The 21,147-nt window shown below is 50.2% G+C and carries 12 protein-coding genes; 10 read left to right on the forward strand and 2 right to left on the reverse strand.

All coding sequences use genetic code 11. The features are described 5' to 3' along the window. The first annotated feature begins 114 nt into the window (after positions 1-114). Entirely contained in the window at positions 115-1,566 is a 1,452-nt protein-coding gene (locus tag NSQ38_RS07505) for a SulP family inorganic anion transporter (protein ID WP_339788281.1), read from the forward strand. Positions 1,567-2,070: 504 nt separating this feature from the next. After that, entirely contained in the window at positions 2,071-3,678 is a 1,608-nt protein-coding gene (locus tag NSQ38_RS07510; RefSeq protein WP_339788283.1) for a DEAD/DEAH box helicase, read from the forward strand. Between the two features lie 492 nt (positions 3,679-4,170). On the opposite strand, the gene NSQ38_RS07515 is transcribed toward NSQ38_RS07510, so the two are convergent. Both NSQ38_RS07515 and NSQ38_RS07520 read right to left on the reverse strand, forming a co-directional pair. Then, on the reverse strand, positions 4,171-5,103 hold the full coding sequence (locus tag NSQ38_RS07515) for a hypothetical protein (RefSeq protein ID WP_339788286.1): 933 nt from the start codon (positions 5,101-5,103) through the stop codon (positions 4,171-4,173). A gap of 2 nt (positions 5,104-5,105) precedes the next feature. Further along, positions 5,106-5,249, reverse strand: coding sequence for a hypothetical protein (locus NSQ38_RS07520; protein WP_165980303.1), 144 nt, complete (start codon positions 5,247-5,249; stop codon positions 5,106-5,108). A 262-nt stretch (positions 5,250-5,511) separates the two neighbouring features. On the opposite strand from NSQ38_RS07520, the gene NSQ38_RS07525 reads away from it, so the two are divergent. The 8 genes from NSQ38_RS07525 (at position 5,512) to NSQ38_RS07560 (ending at position 21,130) form a co-directional block, all read left to right on the forward strand. Next, the gene (locus NSQ38_RS07525; protein ID WP_339788289.1) at positions 5,512-7,305 is read left to right on the forward strand and encodes a vWA domain-containing protein; all 1,794 of its coding nucleotides are present in this window, start codon (positions 5,512-5,514) and stop codon (positions 7,303-7,305) included. Between the two features lie 18 nt (positions 7,306-7,323). Beyond that, positions 7,324-10,713 (forward strand): tubulin-like doman-containing protein, encoded by a 3,390-nt coding sequence (locus NSQ38_RS07530; protein ID WP_091036105.1) that lies wholly within the window; start codon positions 7,324-7,326, stop codon positions 10,711-10,713. Between the two features lies 1 nt (position 10,714). Beyond that, positions 10,715-13,162: a transcription initiation factor TFIID gene (locus NSQ38_RS07535; RefSeq protein ID WP_339788291.1), complete on the forward strand. Its 2,448-nt coding sequence runs from the start codon at positions 10,715-10,717 to the stop codon at positions 13,160-13,162. 85 nt (positions 13,163-13,247) lie between these two features. Continuing rightward, positions 13,248-14,531: a vWA domain-containing protein gene (locus tag NSQ38_RS07540; protein WP_339788293.1), complete on the forward strand. Its 1,284-nt coding sequence runs from the start codon at positions 13,248-13,250 to the stop codon at positions 14,529-14,531. A gap of 19 nt (positions 14,532-14,550) precedes the next feature. After that, positions 14,551-15,198, forward strand: a complete 648-nt coding sequence (locus NSQ38_RS07545; protein ID WP_339788295.1) for a beta-mannanase — start codon at positions 14,551-14,553, stop codon at positions 15,196-15,198. 90 nt (positions 15,199-15,288) lie between these two features. Then, positions 15,289-16,548, forward strand: a complete 1,260-nt coding sequence (locus NSQ38_RS07550; RefSeq protein ID WP_024632789.1) for a hypothetical protein — start codon at positions 15,289-15,291, stop codon at positions 16,546-16,548. Further along, positions 16,545-19,745, forward strand: a complete 3,201-nt coding sequence (locus NSQ38_RS07555; protein ID WP_339788297.1) for a hypothetical protein — start codon at positions 16,545-16,547, stop codon at positions 19,743-19,745. The genes NSQ38_RS07550 and NSQ38_RS07555 overlap by 4 nt, the downstream gene beginning before the upstream one ends. Positions 19,746-20,242: 497 nt before the next feature. Next, the gene (locus NSQ38_RS07560; protein ID WP_339788299.1) at positions 20,243-21,130 is read left to right on the forward strand and encodes an ABC transporter ATP-binding protein; all 888 of its coding nucleotides are present in this window, start codon (positions 20,243-20,245) and stop codon (positions 21,128-21,130) included. Positions 21,131-21,147: the final 17 nt, after the last annotated feature.

The following is a 21,147-nucleotide window of genomic DNA, read 5'->3' on the forward strand; positions in this document are numbered from 1 at the left end:
GGATTCCGTTGTTTTGTGCTGTCCTGGGTAGTTGGTTAGTGTGAACGGCTTCCGTTACTCTTCAGTAGAATTGTCCATTATAAGGAATACACGTAGGAGGAACGGCAAGAACATATGAATACTTTAAAACAACAATGGTTTGGCAACATTCGCGGAGACGTGCTGGCAGGCATTACGGTAGCGCTGGCGTTAATTCCGGAAGCCATTGCGTTCTCCATCATTGCAGGTGTTGATCCGATGGTCGGATTGTACGCTTCAATTACAATTGCGATTGTGATCTCGATTGCTGGTGGAAGACCAGGCATGATCTCGGCGGCAACAGGTGCCATGGCGGTACTGATGGTTGGACTGGTCAAGGATTATGGCGTTGAATATCTTTTTGCAGCGACTATATTGACGGGCATTATCCAGTTTCTACTGGGCATATTTAAGGTTGGACGGTTTATTACGTTTGTGCCTCATTCGGTACTGACCGGATTCGTGAATGCACTGGCTATACTGATCTTTATGGCGCAGTTAACCCACTTCACGGGAGCAAACTGGATCATGTATGCGATGGTAGCGGGCACGCTGGCGATCGTTTATATTTTGCCACGGTTTTTCAAAGGCGTTCCAGCTCCACTCATTGCAATCATCGTGATGACGATTATTACCTTGGTGTTTCATCTCGACGTAAGAACAGTCGGTGACATGGGGAATATAACGAGTACTCTGCCGATGTTCCATTTGCCGAATATTGCATGGACTTGGGACACGCTGATGATTCTGCTGCCTTATTCATTCACCATGGCACTGGTTGGTTTGCTGGAATCCCTGCTGACCGCAACCATCGTGGATGAGATGACCGAGACCAAGAGCAGCAAGAACCGTGAAGTGCGTGGTCAGGGGATCGCAAATTTCGTGAACGGCTTGTTTGGCGGTATGGGCGGCTGTGCGATGATCGGGCAGTCGGTCATTAATGTGAAGTCTGGCGGACGTGGAAGATTATCGACATTTACTGCGGGTGCGTTTCTCGCGATCCTGTTGCTGCTGTTTAGCGGTGTGGTGAAACAGGTGCCGATGGGTGCGCTCGTCGGTGTGATGTTTATGGTGTGTATCGGAACATTCGACTGGAGCTCCATCAAAAATATTGCTCGCGTACCGGGGGCGGAAGCCTTTGTCATGATCGTGACGGTGGCGATTGTGGTCTATACTCACGATCTGTCGATCGGGGTCATGGTCGGCGTTGTGCTCAGTGTGCTACATTTTGGCTGGAAACAGACCAAGATCCGCGTACAGGCGAGCCAGGAGCAAGGGCAGAAGGTATACCGGATTCACGGACCATTCTTCTTCGGTTCTTCGTCCCGCTTTGTAGATGAGTTCGATGCAGAGGCTGATCCGAAGGAGATCACGATTGATTTCGGAAGGTCACATATCTGGGATAATACCGCGGTTGTGGCTATTGGCAAAGTGAAATTCAAATACGCGAAGCTTGGCAAAACCGTGCACCTGCGCGGGTTGAACGAAGAGAGCACTCGCATTCTTGAACGAAGTGGATATGCCACAGCCGGAGGACACGGCTCGTAACTTGGTTGGACGAAGGTGCAAGTCGTAATGTGGTTACGCAGACAAGATGAAAACTCAAACTGAGCAGATATTAGACATCCCTATGTAGTAGACAACATATAAAGATACTTTTTAATCAGCGGCGCACTTGTTCCCTAATCTAAAATGGGGAGAGGGCGTCGTTGTTTTATTAGAGGATGTGGTGTGTACAGCTTATTATGGCTATGAGATTGATATTGAAGCGGCCGTATAACCAACCTCAAACTCACTTGGTCGATACAAGTCACGCTGATCTTGGAATTTTGTGCTACAAGTTGGGGGTGTAACGCTGTATCCCCTTTTGTTTTGCTTGACTAACGTGTAAACTACAGGGTATGGAGAAGAAGAGCAACGAGTGGATTGCTTTTTAAAAAATTCATTTCATAATCATGATTGATATAAGGAAAACTAGTCTTGATGGCAGATACTGATACTAAGGTCATTATGAAATGGACTTATCTAAATGAATATACAGAGGTGTAACGATTGGCAAACTTTGAACAACTGGGCATTCGCCCGGAATGGTGCGAGATCCTGAAACATCAGGGCATCGCCGTGCCGACTCCGGTACAGGAGCGTTCGATTCCGGTACTGCTGGGTGGACGTGATATTATTGCTGAGGCACAGACAGGCACAGGTAAAACGCTGGCTTTTTTGCTGCCGATTATTCAGAAAATTAACGTATCCGACCGCTCCCCGCAAGCGCTGATTATCGCGCCTACGCGTGAGCTTGCGCTGCAAATTACGGAAGAAGCGAAGAAGCTCACGGCAAACGACGATAAACTGCATGTACTTGCCGTATACGGTGGGCAGGATGTGGACAAGCAGCTGCGTAAATTGCAGAACGGCACCCAGATCGTTATTGGTACACCAGGGCGTCTCCTGGATCACCTGCGTCGGGGCACGTTGAAGCTTGATAATGTGAAAAAACTGGTGCTGGATGAAGCCGACCAAATGCTGCACATGGGCTTCCTGGACGATGTGGAGACGATTCTTAGCGAGCTGCCACATAAACGTCAGACAATGCTGTTCTCGGCAACGATGCCGAAGGGTATTCGCAACCTGGCGAAGACCTACATGAAAGATCCGGAAGATGTAAAAGTATCTTCCCAATCTGTTATTCCGATCAAACAGATTCGCCAGCAAGTGCTGGAATGTTCGGATCGCGGTAAATTAGAAGCACTTCGCGGCATGATTGATACGTATCGCCCATACTTGGCGATCATTTTCTGCCGGACCAAGCGTCGTGCATCCAAGCTGAACCAAGATCTGCGTGAAGCAGGTTATGCAAGTGATGAACTTCATGGGGATCTGTCCCAATCCAAGCGTGAGAACGTAATGAAAGCGTTCCGCGATGCCAAACTGCAAGTGCTGGTTGCTACTGATGTAGCTGCACGTGGACTTGATGTAGAAGGCGTCACGCATGTATTTAACTACGATATGCCGCATGATGCGGAAAGTTATATTCACCGGATCGGTCGTACGGGCCGTGCAGGCGGTACAGGTCTTGCTGTGACGTTTGCAACAGAGCACGACAGACCGGAGCTTGCACGTATTGAACAAGGGATCGACCAGAAGCTGTCGCGTATCCAGTGGACTAGCGAAGGTCCAATTGCTTCAACTGGAGCGGCTAGACGTTCCATCAACAGTCAGGGTGATGACGAACGTTCAGGCGGACGCTCTTCCGGAACAGGCAGTGCCCGTCGCGGTGCAGGCCGTAACGATCGCAGAGATGGCGGACGTGGGGGTCGTGGTTCCCGCGGTGGCGAAGGCGGCCGCAGTGAAGGCGGACGCAGTGGTGGTCGTAGCGGTGGCCGCAGCAGCGACAGCAGTCGTGGTGCAGCCGGTCAAGGTGGCCGCGGTGCAGGTCGCAGTGGCGACGAGCGCAGCGCAGGCCGTGGTTCTGCACGCAGCAGCGACAGCAGTCGCGGTGCAGCGGGCCAAGGCGGCCGCGGTGCAGCTAGCAGCGGCTGGGCAGGCCGTAGCGCCGACAAGCGCAGCTCCGGGCGCAGCAGCGAAGGCTCTCGCCGTCCGGAATCCGCAGGACGCGGACCGGCGAAGGGTGACCGTCGCGATTCTCGTCGCGGACGGTAAAGCTTTTGGCGCAAGCGGCGATGTAGCCGCAATTGCGCAGGCACTGTGCCATGCCACAGAGATTGGCATGGCACATATGAGAGGGTTCGGGTACACATGTAACGAACCCTCAGATCAAGGGTCGCGACGGAACCACGTCGCGGCCCTTTTTCAATAGGACAGATGATCATTTCCGCTTATTGTTTTTGTCACCTGCGAGTGTCTGTTTGCGCGCCTGCTTGATCCATGGAAGATGCCATTTAGATATTCCCCATCTAGTTTTTCTTTCTGTCCGTGTACTTCGCATAGTACGTGGCAAACTGCCATAAACTTCAAAACACCTCATCCTAGACCTAAGGATGGGGTGTTTTTGGATCATTTCTTATATCATTAGAAGCATAACCTTCGATCTGTGGTGCTGACGCGCATGCAGGGGTGGGTGAAATTGCATTCGTCTATATACACGGAGTGAGTTTGCACTAAATTACGTTTTTCTATCTCGATATATCATCCCTACACATGAACATCTGCGTATTGATCCCGATATTTCTCGTTATACACCCGGCCTACCGACTCTGCCAGTCCCCCACGTGCCTTGCTCGGATAGCGTTCAATCGTGTGATAAAGTCTCATGAATCGATCCTTGGGCATAAAGCGGGCGTAGCGGGTAATAAGACTAGGGAATAACTCAATATATTTGCTCTTGCGTACGGCAGCAGCAGCAACGGCTGTAAGAATCTGAATTCCGTTGTGCAGCTGTAAAATGTTCACTTCATAGGTCGCGATATAACGAATCGCATCTTCACGGATCAAATCCGGCTTAAGCCGTGCAATCTCACCGATATATTCAGCGAGCAGCCGCTCGAAACTGTGTAGCAGTAAGGGCTTGAGCTGAAGGTCCATATCACTGCGCAGGACAAAGGATTGCAACAATGCAACCTGTTGCAGTCGAATCCGGTCATTGTAGACGAGTGAGCCGATCTCGCGGAGCATCTCATAGGCAAGTGCCTCATCCTGCTTTCGGGCTTCGGCGACCAGAGCCCAGTTGCGGTTGATGCCCTGGCGGATGAGTTCCTCATCCTGTTGCAACGTGCGCTTCAACTCGCGCTGCTGCTCTACCTCGAACGAACGTTTCTGCATGAAGATCAGTAAGGCCAGAAGCAGCAGGGAAACACTGGCTGCCGCCATGGTCTGATCTATGGTCTCGCCGAAATAGGTGGCCGCTGCACCGAACAAAATCGTAATGAACAGGTCGCGTGCAATCCGGCGTTTCACACGGGAAGTCGCTTTCTCCTGAACGGAATTCAAGGTACCTCGGCCACAGGCCGTGCACTCATCTTCCCACAGGCAGGTATACTGTCCACAACGGGAGCAGACTTGCAACTTTTCATAAGCATAGGTCGTTCGATGAAATGGTCGTATGGATACAACTAGTTTAGTACTCATGCTCAATCACGCTCACCATTCAGAATAGTGTAGAGGGTACGATCCGTGTCTTCGCGGGAGACCGGTTTCCGCCGATGAAGCTGGAGTGCAATTACCTTTATGATGACAAAAAGAAACAATATGGCGAGGCATCCGTATGTAACCATAATCCGTTCCCTTCTATAGCTTGGTAAACAAGCGCTGTTATATTGCAGTTTGCTGGCAATAACTATATCATATTTCCATAGTTGGTACTTTTGTTCCAGTTACAGACGTGAAATCGTCGATTTTTGTCAGTCATTACAAAACTGTAACTCAAGATAGGGGTGCTTTTCAGAATTTATTAGTAGACTGTTAAGATTTCCTTAAGGCTTGACGCCTATAATAAACTATTCCCATTTTAATCTCAAACGTGAAGGAGTACACCCAATGCTGCGGACACGCAAAATACGCTGGCTCAGTGGAACGATGGTTCTGCTGGCAATTCTAACGCTACTGCTGCCTCAAGCGTTGCTGCCACAAGCTGCAGCGGCTCAGGCACAGACGAGCGGAATCGATGCGGTACTTGTAGCCGATGTAAGTAACTCGATGAATACAAGTGACCGTGACAAGATCAGTAATGAAGCCATGAAATTGTTTATTGATATGCTGCCAGTCCAGGGGGACAAGGTAGGGATTGTCGCTTATACCGATCAGGTGGAGCGGGAAAAGGCTATGCTGGAGATTCAGTCCGATGCGGACAAGAGCAGCCTGAAGGATTTTATTGATCAGCTCGGCCGGGGGCCATATACCGATGTCTCAGTTGGTGTCGCCGAAGCCGTGAACATACTGAATCATGGTGCAGACCCATCCCACTCACCGATGATCGTGCTACTGGCGGATGGTAACAATGACTTTAACAAAACCAAAGGCCGTACACAGGCACAATCCGACGCTGATCTCGCAAAAGCCGTGAAGGAAGCACAGGATCAGGGTATTCCGGTATATACGATTGGACTGAACGCGGATGGCAAGCTGAATAAGGATGCACTTGCAGATCTGGCGCAGCAGACCGGAGGCAAGTCATTCATTACCGATACGCCGGATGATCTGCCACAGATTCTGAGTGAGATCTTCGCCGATCATGCCAAACTGAACGTGGTGAAGCTACCCTCTGTAACAGGAAACGGCAGTTATCAGGAAGTTACCGTGAACGTGCCGAATGACAGTGTACTGGAAGCGAACATCTCGATTATGTCCTCGAAGCCGGTGGAAGTACAACTGACAGACCCTTCCGGGCAAGCCGTGGATCTGAACTCGGATGCAGCCAAGCTCTCGACGTCGAAGAGTTATTCGCTCGTGAAGCTGTTGAAACCCCAAGAGGGAGACTGGAAACTTCGGGTAAAAGGGGCTCCGAAAGACAGCATCGATATCAACCTGTTGTTCAACTATGATCTTCAGCTCGTTGTGGACCCAATTAAGACCAAGTCCTATACGAAAGGGGACAAGGTTGATCTTGCAGCCAAACTGGAGAATGGCGGTCAGCCACTTCAGGATAATGATCTGTATACAGATATGAAGGCCACGCTGGTTGTGAAAGATGTAGATACAGGTAAAAGCGAGGAACAACCGCTGGAAAACACAGGTTCTGGTTTTGCCGGAACATTTGAAGTACCGGACAATCATAATTATGAGTTGATCATCCGTGCGGAAGAAGACAGCTTCTACCGTGAAAGTGCGCCAATCACGATTAATGCGAGCGGAGCAGCCGGAAGTGGATCTCAACCGACAACCTCAGGTGGTGAACAGGACAAGCCGTTTCCTTGGTTGCCTGTCATCTTGGGTGTTATAGCCCTGATTGTGGTAGGTGTTGCTGCCTGGTTCCTGATGGGCTGGTTGAAACGCAAAAACCGGGGATTTGTAGGTCAGATGATTGTGGAGATTCGAGATGAGAACACGGGAGACAAGTCATATCCACAATATAAAAAGCTGGTATCCTTCCGCGGCAGATTCCATCTGCATCAGTTATTGCAACTGGACCCTGAGCTGAAGGAAACCGAAAAATATGTATTTACGCCCAGCAATGGGGATCGAATTATAATCCGTAACACCGCAGGCGGTACGCTGGAGAAATCCGGTCGTGCAGTCGATGCAAGCTCAGGCGTTGAACTGAAGAACGGTGACCGACTGAGCATCCCGCTGCAACAGGCGGACAAAACGATTTTAATCGAGTATTTGGTGTAACTAAAGGGAGGACATGGAATGAAACCGATTGTTAGAGAACATATTCAGCAACTGGATGTATCACTTGGCGGAGGTATTGTCAGTGAGAAGATCAGAGTTGATACAATTGATAACCCCATTCTGATTATTGGTCTGGGAGGAACGGGAATTGATGCGTTGCTGCGTCTCAAATATCAGATCAACCGTCGTTTCAAGCTGCCACAGGATCCGGTATCCAAGAAAAAAATGGACAAGCCGGATAATGTGGAGTTTCTGGCTTTTGAGACGAACGAACAGGATCGTGCCAAAAAGTATAAAGGGATCGGACTTGATCCAATCAATGAATTCGTATTGCTGTCCAATGCCGAGATTGGCGGACTTCTTCAAAACCGCAGCGTGCTGGAGCCGTACATTACGGACTGGCTGTCTCCCGAACTGAGCATCACGGACGGCATGAACGGCGCCGCAGGGGTGCGTCAGGCTGGACGTCTGCTCCTGTTCACGAAGATTAATCAGGTCGTTCAGGCCATCGACAAAAAGATCAAAACCCTATCCGTAGGCACCAACAAAAAACTGATGGTGTTCCTGTTGACAGGTCTGTCCGGCGGTACTGGCAGTGGTTGCTTCCTCGATATTTCCTATATCGTGCGAGGCATTATCGAACGGGATCACGGCTCTGCCGGGATTGACCGCGTGAATACGCTGGGATATCTGTTCACGCCAGACGTGAACCTGTCCAACAAAAGCTTGAGCGAGCACACGCGTGAATACATTCGTAAGAACGGATATGCAGCGCTCAAAGAGCTGGATTACTGGATGAACGTGGATAGCCGCGGTGAGCGATTCACACAGAAGTACGGCAATATTTTAACGGTCAACTCACCACTGCCGCCATTTAACCTGTGTCACCTGATCTCTGCAACGAATACCGAAGGCAAATTGCTGGAGAACGCCTACGATTACTGCATGAACGTCACGGCCGAGAACATTACCAATTTCATGGCAAGTGAGGAGAAGCAGTCGGGTGAGGAGTTCGCGATCCATGACTATATCAGCAACATTCGCACTAACATTGCACAGATGAACAAGGTGTACCCGGCTAACTATGATTACAACATCATCGGTGCCTCTTCGGCTGTACTGCCGATTGAAGAGATGACCACGTATCTGGCTTACCGGATGTTCGACAAAATGAACACCATGTTCTCCAAAGCACCGAACCAGGAGGATACCGAGAAGTTTGCCCGCAAGCTGGGCATTGATCTCGAAAGTGTGGTCAAGTCCTTTGAAGCACGTGTGCCTGAGCCGCTCCCTGGTTATCAGAACAGCGAGCGTCTGTCCTATGGCAATGTGGTGAAATCACAGGTTGTGAATATGGATACCGAGCTGGAACAGAACTTCCTGGCTCGTGCCCGTGAAGAATACATCAAGGCGAAGAAACAGCTGCCGGGTGAGATTGCCGGCCAGTTCACCGAACAGATCCGGCGTATGTTTTTGCACCCCGAACAAGGTCCGTTCTATGTCTCCCGTCTGATTTATACGGAAAAAGGTTTCTGTGTACTGAAAATGATTCAGTCGTACATCGAAACGTTGCGTGAGAATGCCTTCCGCATTCCGCGTGATATTGAAGCAGCTCAGGAGCAGTCCGAAGAGAAGCTGGGCGATGCAAAGAGTGCTTTTGTCTCCAAAGAGAAGAAAAAGAATGCTTATATTGAAGCAAAAATTCATGAGTACTGGCTGCACGCCGACGTGGAACGCAACGATCAGATGATCGAGTTCTATGAAGATCTGTATGAGTTGCTGAACCAGGAAAACAGCCGCATTTATAACGTATTTACCGAAACGCTGAATGCCCTTAGCTCGATATTCGCCAAGAACGGTGATTTGCTGACACGTGGTGAAGAACAAGCCGATCACAAAGGCAACAAAACATATTACTGGAACGTCGTAAGTGTACCGGATATCGTCAGTGTGGTGGATGGACTACTGGACAAGCGCGATACGGATGATCTGATTCGTGACTTCTCTCGTGAATTGCTGGAAAACTCCAGCCAATGGGTGAAAGAAAACGAGATTGATATCGTCAGCTCCATCTCTGACTTCCTGAGTGAGAAATTCGGTGATCTGATTACCCGTTCCATGGAAGATTTCCTGGTGATCAAATACGGTCAGGATGAGTCGGTTGAGAAATTCGTGGAACGTTTCATTGCTGGTAAGTTGGATGATGAGGCTGTTCCGGTGTTCAATCTGAGCAACAGTACAGGCAGTCTGCATTTCCCTTCATGGGGATTTGTATCGGTACCTGCACAGGCGCCAGGCATTCTGAAAGGGATTCGCAATTATCAGAACAATGCGGTAGGCAAATCTCATTTTACCGTTAAGGAAAGTGAAGTGCGTAACCGGATATTCTGGCTGAACACCCGCAACGGGGTACCACTCTTTGTCTATACACCGCTTAAGGTATATGAGGAAAGTTATGAACGTACCATTTTGGACAAAGAAGGCATTGGTCGTCACTTGGTGCAAACGGAGAAAAACAACTGGACCTATCTGCCGTCTCCGATTCCAGAGAAATCATGGGGAGATGTGTACGAGAACGCCCGCGTGAAGCAGTATAATGCCCGTGTGCGTAACGAATTCGAGCAGGCGCTTGGATACAACATTGTGACAGCCAAATCCATTGATGAGAATACAAGCAACCGGTATGCGATTGTGACGACAGAAGCGTTTGATTTGTCTGCCAAACTGGGAGCCTACGACATGCGTCTGACGTCCACTACACCGAACCTCGGCGAAGTGAAGCGGGCCGTGATCGAGCTGAAGCGTCTGCAATCTGAAGGGTTGCCGCGTGTAGGCGTTAAGGATATTTTCGGCAGTATTAATGAAGATATGGCCAAAGAAAACCTGGTACGCTCCCCGCAGCTGATCGCGCGCGTACGTGAGGAACTGGCGAAGATGAATGCCATCTCGGCCAAAGTCGCCGAACTCGAAGGCATTCTTGCCCAGTACCAGGACGAGGAGCAATGGTATGACCGCTTCATCGAAGCGTTATATACCGACACCATCGTCAAAAAAGGTGCACTCTACGTCTACGACCGTGACCCGGAAGAAGACGCATGGGAGCCGTTCGCGAACCTGATGAAGAGCCGTAACTTTGCCGAGTATGAAGTGTTTGGCAACTTCCGCGGTCTGGCGGAGAAGGATCGCAGTACATTGCTGCGCAAAGCCTCCCGCCGCGATAACGATCTTACGGCTTCAGAGGATATCACGCCACTGCTGACAAAGCTGGATGATCTGGCTGCACTGTTCATGGAATCGCGTGATCGTCTCGAATACGAGCGGGTAGAACTGGCTAACGGAGAAGACATCTATCAGTTCTACAGAACGATGTCGTCCAAGCTGAACGACATTCGCAGAAGGCTGAAGTAAGATGGTGACCGGGATGGAGTTCAATTCGAACAATACCCTGAAGGGCGATCTGGAGAAGTATGCAGCACAGTATGCAATAGAGCAGGAGCGTCAAGGCAGCCTGGGTGATGGACGCAGCAGTATCCATTACCCGGCTTTGTTCCTTTTCGTAGGTGATCTGGTTGCACCTGCCGTGTCTGCCGTGCAGGAGATCAATCGGCTGAAATGGGATAACGGAGACGGTGTGGTCTACGTTCAGATTGGTACAGAAGATCAGAAAGAGCATCCGGGTGAAACGAGAAATGATGGCTCGTCCGATGATGGGCAGGTGACTCTTCACCACTTGCCTTTGTCCGCTGGGCAGACGGAGCGACCGTCCAAAACACGGCGAAAGGATGTGCACCGCAGTTTCCACGAATCCGATCAGGCGCTATTTGACCTGAATCGTACGCTTCGGCGGGTCAGTAACCGAATTGCCGAATATGGACGGTTGTACTCGTCATTTGATCGGATTTACGTTACGGTGGTAACCAGAGCGGATGATCCGTTGAATGTATTATTGCCAGAGCTCACCAAGCTGACGGAGACCATTTTGTCCCAAGCCTTCAAGTCAGTGCAGACAGATCTGCATGTATTGGTCAGCGAGATGGAACAGGTGGACTCCTTCGGATATGCCAGCGCAGCAGGCCTCGCTTTTCTGCGGGAACTGGATTATATGCAGTCGCTGGACTACACGTTCAGCGGTAAACTGCTGGTGACGGAGGATGGGATCTCCATTCCCGTCGCACATCCCGCTTCGCCGTTGTTTGATCTGGTATACCTGTTGTCTGACAAAAATGAGCGTGGAACCGGCGTTCCTGGTGGCTGGATCGAAAATGCCGAGATCATCTGCCGCATCTGCCTGCTGAAGAACCGGAAGCAGGATACGGATCACTCGGGTAGCGTTTCAAGCACGGGAGCGAACACGTACAACAATACATCTTTTAAAAACAATATTCGTACCACCTCTGATCAGCATGGTTATGCAAGCGCGGGTTTTGCCGAGATCAGGCGGCCAAACAAGCCAATTGCACTGGCGGTTTTATACCACCTGTATCGGTATCTGCTCGCACGCATGCGGCAGGAGCCGGACTGGAGCATCAAGGACAAGCTCGCTTTCTTCGGACTCGATGCGGCCTCGGTGGAGCGCAAAGTCGAAGGTCTGCTCCCCGATGAAGATCTGGTTAGTGGCATGAGTGGCATCATGACGCATAACGTTGGTTTCTCCGATCTCAAGCCGCTCTCGTTGCGTGAAGCGGAGAGAGCGTTGTTTGGACAAGGAGCCGAGGCGTACTTCCGCGATAACGTCGTTCGTCTTGTGGAGGAACGTGTGCGTGAGCGCAGCTCTAGCGGTTCCCTGCGCCGTCAGGCTGAACAGTCCCGAACGGAGCATTCAGAGGTTGGCTACTTCCAGTGGGCGGCCTGGAGTGACAGTGAACCTGGCAGTGTACGTGAAGCGCTGCTGGCACTGATTCGGGATAAATCGATGCAGCTTGAATCGGCACGTGCTCTGCTGGAGCAACGTCAGCAAGAGCGAGTGGAAGATCAGTCGTTCAAACGAGCGTTGTTCCGTGATAAACAGAATGTTCGCAATCTGATTGACTGTATGCTGGAGCGGGTGTATGTACCGAAAGTGGAATTATTGCGATTGGAAAATGAGTTACAGCTGCTCCGTATCTACGATACGGAGATGGAAGAGCTTCACCGTTTCAGTCGTCACGTTACAGCAGCACTTGAAGCGCTGGAACGCACACTGCGAGAAACGGCTGTCCAAAGTATCGCTGCTGCGGATGAATACATCGGGCAGAACGTGATGGAGTACTACGGCAAAGTGACGGAAGAGCTCATCACTGACTTGGAAACCAAGCGCGGACGGGATGTATGGTTTGAGGACCGTTACATGGGCGATATGAACCGGCTCGCAACGGAAGGCGATGACCGTCTGCTGAAACGTCTGATGGAGGTATGTCACTCGTTGCTGCTTACGGCCGAGCCATTGCGATTGCCATTTGAAGAAGAACTGTTGCAGCGGGCCAATGTAACGATTGCCTACGGAGACAAAGACGTTTTGACCCGGGATGATCTGTTCCGCAGGTTATACCACACGCTGGAGGATCAGGCGGTCGTTCGGGTACGGGTATTCGATTATACACAGGAACATCGGTATGAAGAGAAGTATTTCTTTGGTGACCATCATAGTGCTTTCATGGACTACGCGGCACATGCCGAAGAAACGTCACGCATCTACAAGCTGGGTGTGGTGTACGAAGAACGTAGCAGTGGTGTGGAGAAGCTCAATCTGATGGGAGGTTTCCATCTGGAGGATCTCATGGTGTATCGGAACGGCAAGGTATATTATGACTCGTACACGGAGAATGGCTATGAACTTCACCCCGCAGGTCTCGTGGAGAAGTTGTCACCCATTCGTTAAGACGTCTGGCGGTGTCCTACACCCAGCACCAATCTTGTATTAACTCAGCCTGTTTACGGCTGGTATGGAAAGGATGCATGTAGACATGCAGCGAAAAATCAATCTTCTCCTGGTCCTGTTCAGCCTGATTGGCGGGGCAGTGGGCTTTGCGGCAGGAGAAATCATGCTGCGACAATGGCTTGGGGAAATGCCGCGTCTGTTGCTGATGGGATTATACTTTGGCGTACTGGCGCTGAGCGTTGGATTGTTCTGTTTGATCGCAGAGATGATCTCACCCAAGCTGAATGGCGCTTCATGGAAGCTCCGGTATCTGGGACTGTCGTGGAAACTGCTTGTTCCGGCAACACTCGCTCTGTTGTTTGTTGTTGGACTCACCCTGCAATTGTTGTATCAGATCAATCCAGGCGGTGTGAAGCAAGTCAAGGACATCGTACTAATGATCGACAACTCGGGCAGCATGAGCGAGACAGATCCGGATAACGGACGCTTTGAAGCAGCCAAGACACTGATCAGTCAAATGGAGAGTGACAAACAGGTAGCTGTCATTACATTTGATGACCAACCGCAGTTGTTGCAGCCGTTTATTGCGCTGGATAGTGACGCGGCCAAGAATGAGGTTTATGGCAAAATCGATGGCATTGTCACGACTTCAGGCGGCACCAATTTTGATGCCGTGCTGCGGGAAGGCATGGAACAGATTCAGGGCAAACAGGACCCGAAACGCGGTACAGTTGTCATCTTGTTATCCGATGGCTTCAGTGAAGCGGATACGGCCGATATTTTGTCCCAATATACCAATGAACAGATATCGATCAATACGGTTGGCCTAAGCCTGGTGGACCCATCAGGTACGGATCTGCTGCGTAATATTGCTCAGCAAACGGGTGGCATGTACTATGATGTACCGGATTCCGATGGTCTGAATCTGGCATTCCAGCAGATCTACGATACGATTGATGAACGGACGCTGGTAACGGAGCGTACAGGCATGATGGAGCATAGCGTTTATCTGGCGATTTTCCGTGTAGCAGCCGTGTTACTGATTGGCGTGGCGCTGGGTGTATCACTCGGACTCGTGTTTGATAACCGTCATCTCGCCCTCAGCTTTGGTATTGGTGGTGCCGTATCGGGTCTACTGGCAGGGCTTCTGCTTGAGTGGGGACTCGACGGTTCGAACGTGGGTGATACATTCGTACGACTTGGTGCGATGCTCATTTTGTCTGGCGTACTGACCCTGTTCTCCTGGATTGTTCCGATTAAGGAGAACACGCCGCGGAAGAGCCGAGGTCGTCGTGAAGCTGGGGGCGGAACTTCTTCAGCTGAAGGGTTCGGTCAGAGACCAAGAGATACACGCAGCAAAGGATTCTAACGTCGGGAGGTCAATGGAAATGCGGTTTACGGATGCAGACCCTTCGACACCCTTGATTCGAAAACTGACACTTGCGGTGGACGAAGGACGTTGTACACTTCGCTGGCTCTGGCCAGAACGGGTAGAAGCTGTGTATGTGGAACGGCTGGAGCTGGATATGATGAGCGATGATCGTACCGGAGAACAGCCTGCACAGGGAAAGCTGAAGCTGTACACGAGAGAGGAATATAAGGCGAGCAATGGATACACGGATCGGATCACGGGTTTTGGTGCCATCAAGTACACAGTTTATGTGTGTCAGATGCAGGAAGATGGACCTGTGCTGATCCGTCAACGAGACGAGGACAACATGGTGATTGCAAGCGCAGGGAAGGCGGACATCCGCTTTTCCATTCGCTACAAGAGCGGTTTTTTTCAGAAACGGAAAAGTGTATTGATCACCGTCACAGCGGAAGTGCCTGTTCCGAAGGAAGCACTCTGTTATGTTCGCAAACAGGGCGGGGTTCCGCTGAATAAGGAAGATGGTACGGTGTATCCTTTTGTGAGTGATTTTGCTCCCGGAAGAAATGAGATGCCGCCCGTGGAAGTCGCTAAGGATGATTATGTGCGGTTATTCTTCACAGACGGACCGAAATATGGAGCCGCCTATCGGCTTATATCAGACTAGATAGTTGGACTAGCGATTGGAAGGTTACTCTGTCATCGTAGTGCAAGTGTAAATCACCTTAGTCTAACTGATCAGGGGAGGGGAGTGGCTATGAGCTTTTTTAGTCGGTTTTTGAAGAGACAACAGCCGGAGGAACGTCCGCTGTTTTACGATATTGTATGCCCTTATTGTTTCAGTAAGTTTTCACCGGAAGAGGTTGTGTTCCGCGCTGCCCATCATCGTGATGATGATGAGGACTATGCACTCGGGGAAGATGCGAAGCTGAATCGGTATCGTGAAAGGTTCGGACTCGACACGGTATTTGATATGGAGGCCGTATTGGCTCCGCATGATGTACCAGAGGAACATCGTATTTATTCTGATAACATCGTGATGGGTCTGAACGATCGATACGGTGTCGTTACACGCCGCCGGTTGTGTCCGCAATGTCATAACGAGCTGCCTGTTACGGCAGGTAAAGCACCGAGCAACATCATTTCCATTATTGGTGCGTCCCAGGTGGGTAAATCCGTCTACATGACTTCATTAATTCATACATTGCAGCATTATACAGCGGATCATTTTGACGCGGCTTGCATGCCACTGAATGCGGAGATTAGCCGACGGTTCCGTGCGGATTATGAAGAACCATTGTTTGAACGGGGCGATCTGCTGGATTCCACGCAGAAGGAGAAGTTGCAAGAACCGTTTATCTTCCAGTTTGTGTTCAAGGACGAAGATAAAGCGCCGTTGACCTTGGTGTTCTTTGACGTTGCGGGTGAAGGTATGGTGGAGCAGGATTATCTCGGACTTCACGGGCAGCACATCAAGAACTCGGCAGGTATCCTGTTCATGGTGGACCCGCTTCAGATTCGTTCGATTCGGGACAAAATCCGCATTAACCTCGGCAACGAGCCGGGAGAGTGGACACCACGATACGATGAGCCGCGAGATGTGGTGCTGACGATGTTTGGAGATTTTATCGCGTACCAGGACAAAGCCAAGACCAATATTCCAACAGCTGTTGTGCTCACGAAAAGCGACATGCTGCATTCCCTCAAGGATGAAGAGGGGGATTATATCAAATCGAATAGTAACGTGTTCCGCAACATGGTGCACCGCGATTGGTTTGACTTAACCGAGTTCGAGAATATCGACGGGGAGATCCGGCGTTTTATCGAGAAGGTGGACCGTCCGTTCAAGGGCACGATGGATGTGTACTTCAAGGATACAGCCTATTTCGCAGTATCTGCGCTGGGCAGCAATCCAGTGGATATGAAATTGCAGGGTGTGGTTAGCCCGATTCGCGTGGATGAACCCTTCCTATGGCTGTTGTACAAGCTGAAGTACATTGAGGGGAGAGTGGGATGATGCGTTCTTCCGTAACCCCGCCCATTGAACAACAGTTGTATACCCGAGAGCGGCGCGGGGTGTTTCGCACAACAGAGGGGTTCGATACGGTTGCGGCATCGCCGGGACTGGACCCTTCTTTTATCAAAAAAGTGCTTCACCCCTACTGTGTCTATGACGCTCCAGCGGAGCTAATAGGCCGTAGCGAGAAGGACGAGACGAAGTTTCCCGCTGCCATTCATCTGCTTCATCTGGAGAGTGGAGAGACGATCCTTGGGCAAAATGTGTACCAGTCGGCGGATTTTACCGGGCTGCGCAGTGCCTTTTTCGCTCATAATTACGTCTTGTCTCCCGAACGCTCGGAAGAGCAGATGAAGCAAGGCGGCTGGTTGGACGCCGTGTTCGCCACGTCCTATGACATCGAACAAGGTACAGTCCTGCCGGCGCTTGCTGAATTGCCCATCTCACCGGGAAGTGGTCCTGATTCATCACCAACCCAAGTGCTAAGCGCCTTGAAAATGAACGAAGTGCTTTTCAAGCGTTTGCTCTACGCCGTAATGCAGTCTGTAGCGACACGCAGAAAAGTATATATTGCGCTGGACCTTCCCGCAGAGGAAGTCACCGCAGGGGCCAAAGGATTGCTACGTTTGCTGTACACGGCTTTACCATACGCATTCCGGCGGCAGCTGGGATTCATGACGTTTGCCAAGGAGCCGCAGGCCAAGAAAGGCATTCACGTTCAGTTTGTAGAGCGGGGTACGTTGCGTCCGAAAGATCGGAATACGGAGAAGGATTTCACCTTTGATCTGGTATCCGGCAGAGTGACGCATGCGGATGCATCTGTGGCGAAGTTACCTTATGCGGAATTCGCTTGGGCCTTATTGCAGGAACCTGCTGCGGCGGATGCGTTCTATACGTTTGCCGATGAAATGCTATCTGGCATGGAGCCTGGAAGGGATCTTTCCATTGAAGCTTACGGCGAACTTGCGGTGTTCTATGGTCTTGAACAAGGCATGGAAGACCTGTATCTGGATAACAAAAGCCATGTCCTGAGTGGTTTGTTGACCTATCTGAAGCCGGAAGGTGGATCGCGGCAACGTTCACGTCTGAACGAATTGTTCCTGACCTTGCTCAGCCGAGAACTGGACAGTGTGAAACGCGAGAACGTACCCGAAGAAGACGTCGCTGCTCGTATTGGAGAATATTTCAGTGTTGCCGCGCCCGTGGTGCAATCCTGGATTGTTGACTATTTCATCTACGGTGTAAATAATGCTCGTGCTCAGAAGCGGATGCGTGCTGTACAGGAATTGTATGCTGTGCTGGATCGAGATCCGCAACTGAATCGAGCTTTCTTTGATAAAGTGCTGGCCAATGAATCGCTCACCAAGCTGTTGTTCGAGCCTTATCTGGACAATCAGCTGAAACGCACCGAATCGGCAGCTGGCGTCGTGGAAGTGATCCGAAGATGGGTTACGTCCCATCCATCTGCGATCCACTACAGCTTCTTGCAGGAGCGGACAGCCAATGAGCTGCGTGAACGGTTATGTTCTGCACCTAATCCGGTACAGTCTGCGAATGAAGCTCTCCAGCGGGTTAGTGTGCTCGATAGGGTGGTGTCTGTGGAAGATACTTATGATACAGGCATTACGGCACGAATTGGGCAATCTGAAGCTACAGTCCGCCCTAATCGAAAAGGGGGATCTCCGTCTGCCAGTCAAGATCCGGCATATCAGGAGGAGTTAACCCGCCTTGCAGACAAGCTCGCTTATGTCATTAACCTGTTTATGATTCAGGATCTGGATCTGGAACGGGTTAACCGTGAACAGCTGTTAAGCATTGATATTTTGCAGCATGGCAATGAAGTTCGGGATTGGGCAGCACGTCAGGGCTCTGATGTATCTGCTCGAACGAACATGATGCTGGCTGCGAGAGCATGGCTTAGTGGCGAGGGGAATGAAGAAGAGGCATTGGAAGCACTTTCCCTAGCAGAACGCAATGAACTTCAACGCTGGACGCGTCGCTGGCTTGCCGGAGAGCTGCAGGCTCATCCGGGGATCGCGGCATATGAAGCTTTGCCGATGGCCTTCTATCGGGGAGGAAGCGGCAGCAATCGGTTGGATTATCCTGGCCTGATTGAATTCATCCGCACCAATGCAAGTCGTGCGGAAGGGCTGTATCCATTCTTCGAATGGTCAGGAGATCATCGAATGTTTGTCCGGGGTTCCAATGCGCATAAAGGATATGCGGATGCGATCGTGGCGTACTTCAAAGCCCATGACCGTGAAGCTTTCAAGTCGAAGTCGGCTTTCAAACCGTATTATGCGAGAGCGAGCAAGACAATGAAGCCGGTCTATGACCGTGCCAAGACAGAATTGTCATCCCCACTGGTGCGGATGTTAACGGGTAAAAGGAAAAACCTGTTTGGTTTAATTCTCTTGATCCTGGTTCTTGGTATTGCTGGCGGTACATATGCATGGATGAATAATTCCGAGGAGCCGCCAGCGGCGTCCCCACCATCTACCGAGGAGCCTGGCATTCCGGCTGAACCTGAGGTACAGCTCGCGGAGCAGATTGCTTATATGATTCCTGCGACTGAACAGGAGGATACGGAATCCGCTGCTCAACTGGTGCTCCGTTTCAGGAATGAAACGGGAAGCACTGAGTTTGAGCAAGGCTCACTGCAATTGACGATGAAAGATGGTAGCACGCAGGAGTTGGATGCTACAGGTAAGTGGGAGAGCTTTAATCGGAATGAAGAGCTTGATCCCCAAGAACCCTCCGATGGTGGTTCAGGAATTACTTCCGAAGAAAGCACGGATGGTTCCTCAACGGGAAACGCGGGGAACACAGAGCAGACGGAGGATGGCGATCAGCAGGCAGATCCAGCCACATCGGGTGATGCCACTTCAGATCCTGCTACCGATGCAACAACGGATACAGGGACCAATGCATCATCCAATGCTGCGAGTGGAGACACGGATCAAGGGACTGATGCAGATCAAGCTACAGGTTCGACATCACCTGACACATCTGTATCCAATGAACAGGATGCGGATGCGACCACTCCTGCACAGATGTCTATTGGAGAGGTAGATCGCCTTTATCCGTATGGATTGCAGATCGATCTTCCAGCAGATATTGATGCCGAGAGCATTGCCAGTGTGCAGAGCACTCAGGGCGGGATGACGGTAATCGAATTGATGCCGCAGCCTAATTAAGCTGTAAATCATCATATTATTTGAGCGTGTTGCATAGATTCATTGAGTGTCTTTTGATCAAGTAATGAAAAATGCTGACTTCATACCTTATTTAACGAGCGTATGTGAGATGACCTTGAACTTGAATTTCAAGGTCATCTTTTTTTATTTGATATGGCGGATATAGCAAACGCATGAAAAAAACTCACACATTCACAATTCAGACACAAAATTTGCGATTTAAGAGTTTGAAAGACAGTCAGAAATGATGAAGTGCGCGGAATGAATGAGAAAAGATCTCATATGCACTTGGGAAAAGAGCGGGATTTCTGCTACAGAAAGACCAAATAAAGCACGAAAAGAGAAGAAAATTTGGTTTTTTATGTTGACAAATGATAATGATTATCAGTATCTTTAGTGTAGAAGATATTTGCGTCGGAAATACACAGAATTACAATTTCGTTTTTGTTGTCATAGCCGGATTACATAACCGGGATAAATGAGAGAGGGATGATCGCATGTTTCGTCTGGAGACGACCAAGCTGGATATCGCTTATGAGGAAAGACTAATTGTAGAGGATCTGAATATTCAGATTCCCCAAGGAAAAATTACAGCACTTGTTGGAGCCAATGGTTCAGGGAAGTCAACCATCCTGAAAACGATGGCACGTATTATGGCTCCAAAAGCAGGTAATGTATTGCTCGACGGGAAGTCCATCCATAAACAGTCCACGCGTGAAGTTGCCAAGCAGCTTGCGATTTTGCCACAGAATCCAACAGCCCCGGAAGGTCTTACCGTTACTGAACTGGTATCGTATGGTCGCTTTCCTTATCAAAAAGGATTTGGCTCCATGCGTGCGGAAGACAAACGTATGATTGAATGGGCTATCGAAGTGACAGCCATGACTGAATTCCATGATCGTCCGATTGATCAACTGTCCGGTGGACAGCGTCAACGTGCCTGGATTGCCATGGCACTTGCACAAGAGACGGATATCCTTTTCCTGGACGAGCCGACTACGTTCCTGGATATGGCTCACCAGCTCGAAGTATTGCAATTACTGGAGCAACTGAATGCTACAGCTAACCGTACCATTGTTATGGTTGTACATGACTTGAATCATGCTTCCCGCTACGCACATCACATGATTGGTATCAAAAAAGGTAAAGCCATTGCTCATGGTTCACCTGTAGAAGTTATGAATTCGGATGTACTTCGTGAAGTATTTAACATTGAAGCAGATATTGTGATTGATCCGCGTTCCGGTGTGCCGCTCTGCTTGCCTTACGCTCTTGCAGGCGAACGTCAGCAATCGAAGACGCCAGAGCAGATGGTCATGAACAGCGCGATGGTTCATGCGGGCGGACGGACAGAGCAACGTGCTCGTCAAGCGACAGGAAGTTAACCAAATGGGCCATACGT

It is taken from the genome of Paenibacillus sp. FSL R7-0313, from assembly GCF_037969885.1.
GTDB lineage: Bacteria > Bacillota > Bacilli > Paenibacillales > Paenibacillaceae > Paenibacillus.

Coding starts and splice junctions, on each gene's coding strand:
- NSQ38_RS07535 (WP_339788291.1), top strand. CDS start 10,715: ATGGTGACCGGGATGGAGTTCAATTCGAACAATACCCTGAAGGGCGAT.
- NSQ38_RS07540 (WP_339788293.1), top strand. CDS start 13,248: ATGCAGCGAAAAATCAATCTTCTCCTGGTCCTGTTCAGCCTGATTGGC.
- NSQ38_RS07505 (WP_339788281.1), top strand. CDS start 115: ATGAATACTTTAAAACAACAATGGTTTGGCAACATTCGCGGAGACGTG.
- NSQ38_RS07550 (WP_024632789.1), top strand. CDS start 15,289: ATGAGCTTTTTTAGTCGGTTTTTGAAGAGACAACAGCCGGAGGAACGT.
- NSQ38_RS07530 (WP_091036105.1), top strand. CDS start 7,324: ATGAAACCGATTGTTAGAGAACATATTCAGCAACTGGATGTATCACTT.
- NSQ38_RS07515 (WP_339788286.1), bottom strand. CDS start 5,103: ATGAGTACTAAACTAGTTGTATCCATACGACCATTTCATCGAACGACC.
- NSQ38_RS07560 (WP_339788299.1), top strand. CDS start 20,243: ATGTTTCGTCTGGAGACGACCAAGCTGGATATCGCTTATGAGGAAAGA.
- NSQ38_RS07545 (WP_339788295.1), top strand. CDS start 14,551: ATGCGGTTTACGGATGCAGACCCTTCGACACCCTTGATTCGAAAACTG.
- NSQ38_RS07520 (WP_165980303.1), bottom strand. CDS start 5,249: ATGGTTACATACGGATGCCTCGCCATATTGTTTCTTTTTGTCATCATA.
- NSQ38_RS07555 (WP_339788297.1), top strand. CDS start 16,545: ATGATGCGTTCTTCCGTAACCCCGCCCATTGAACAACAGTTGTATACC.
- NSQ38_RS07525 (WP_339788289.1), top strand. CDS start 5,512: ATGCTGCGGACACGCAAAATACGCTGGCTCAGTGGAACGATGGTTCTG.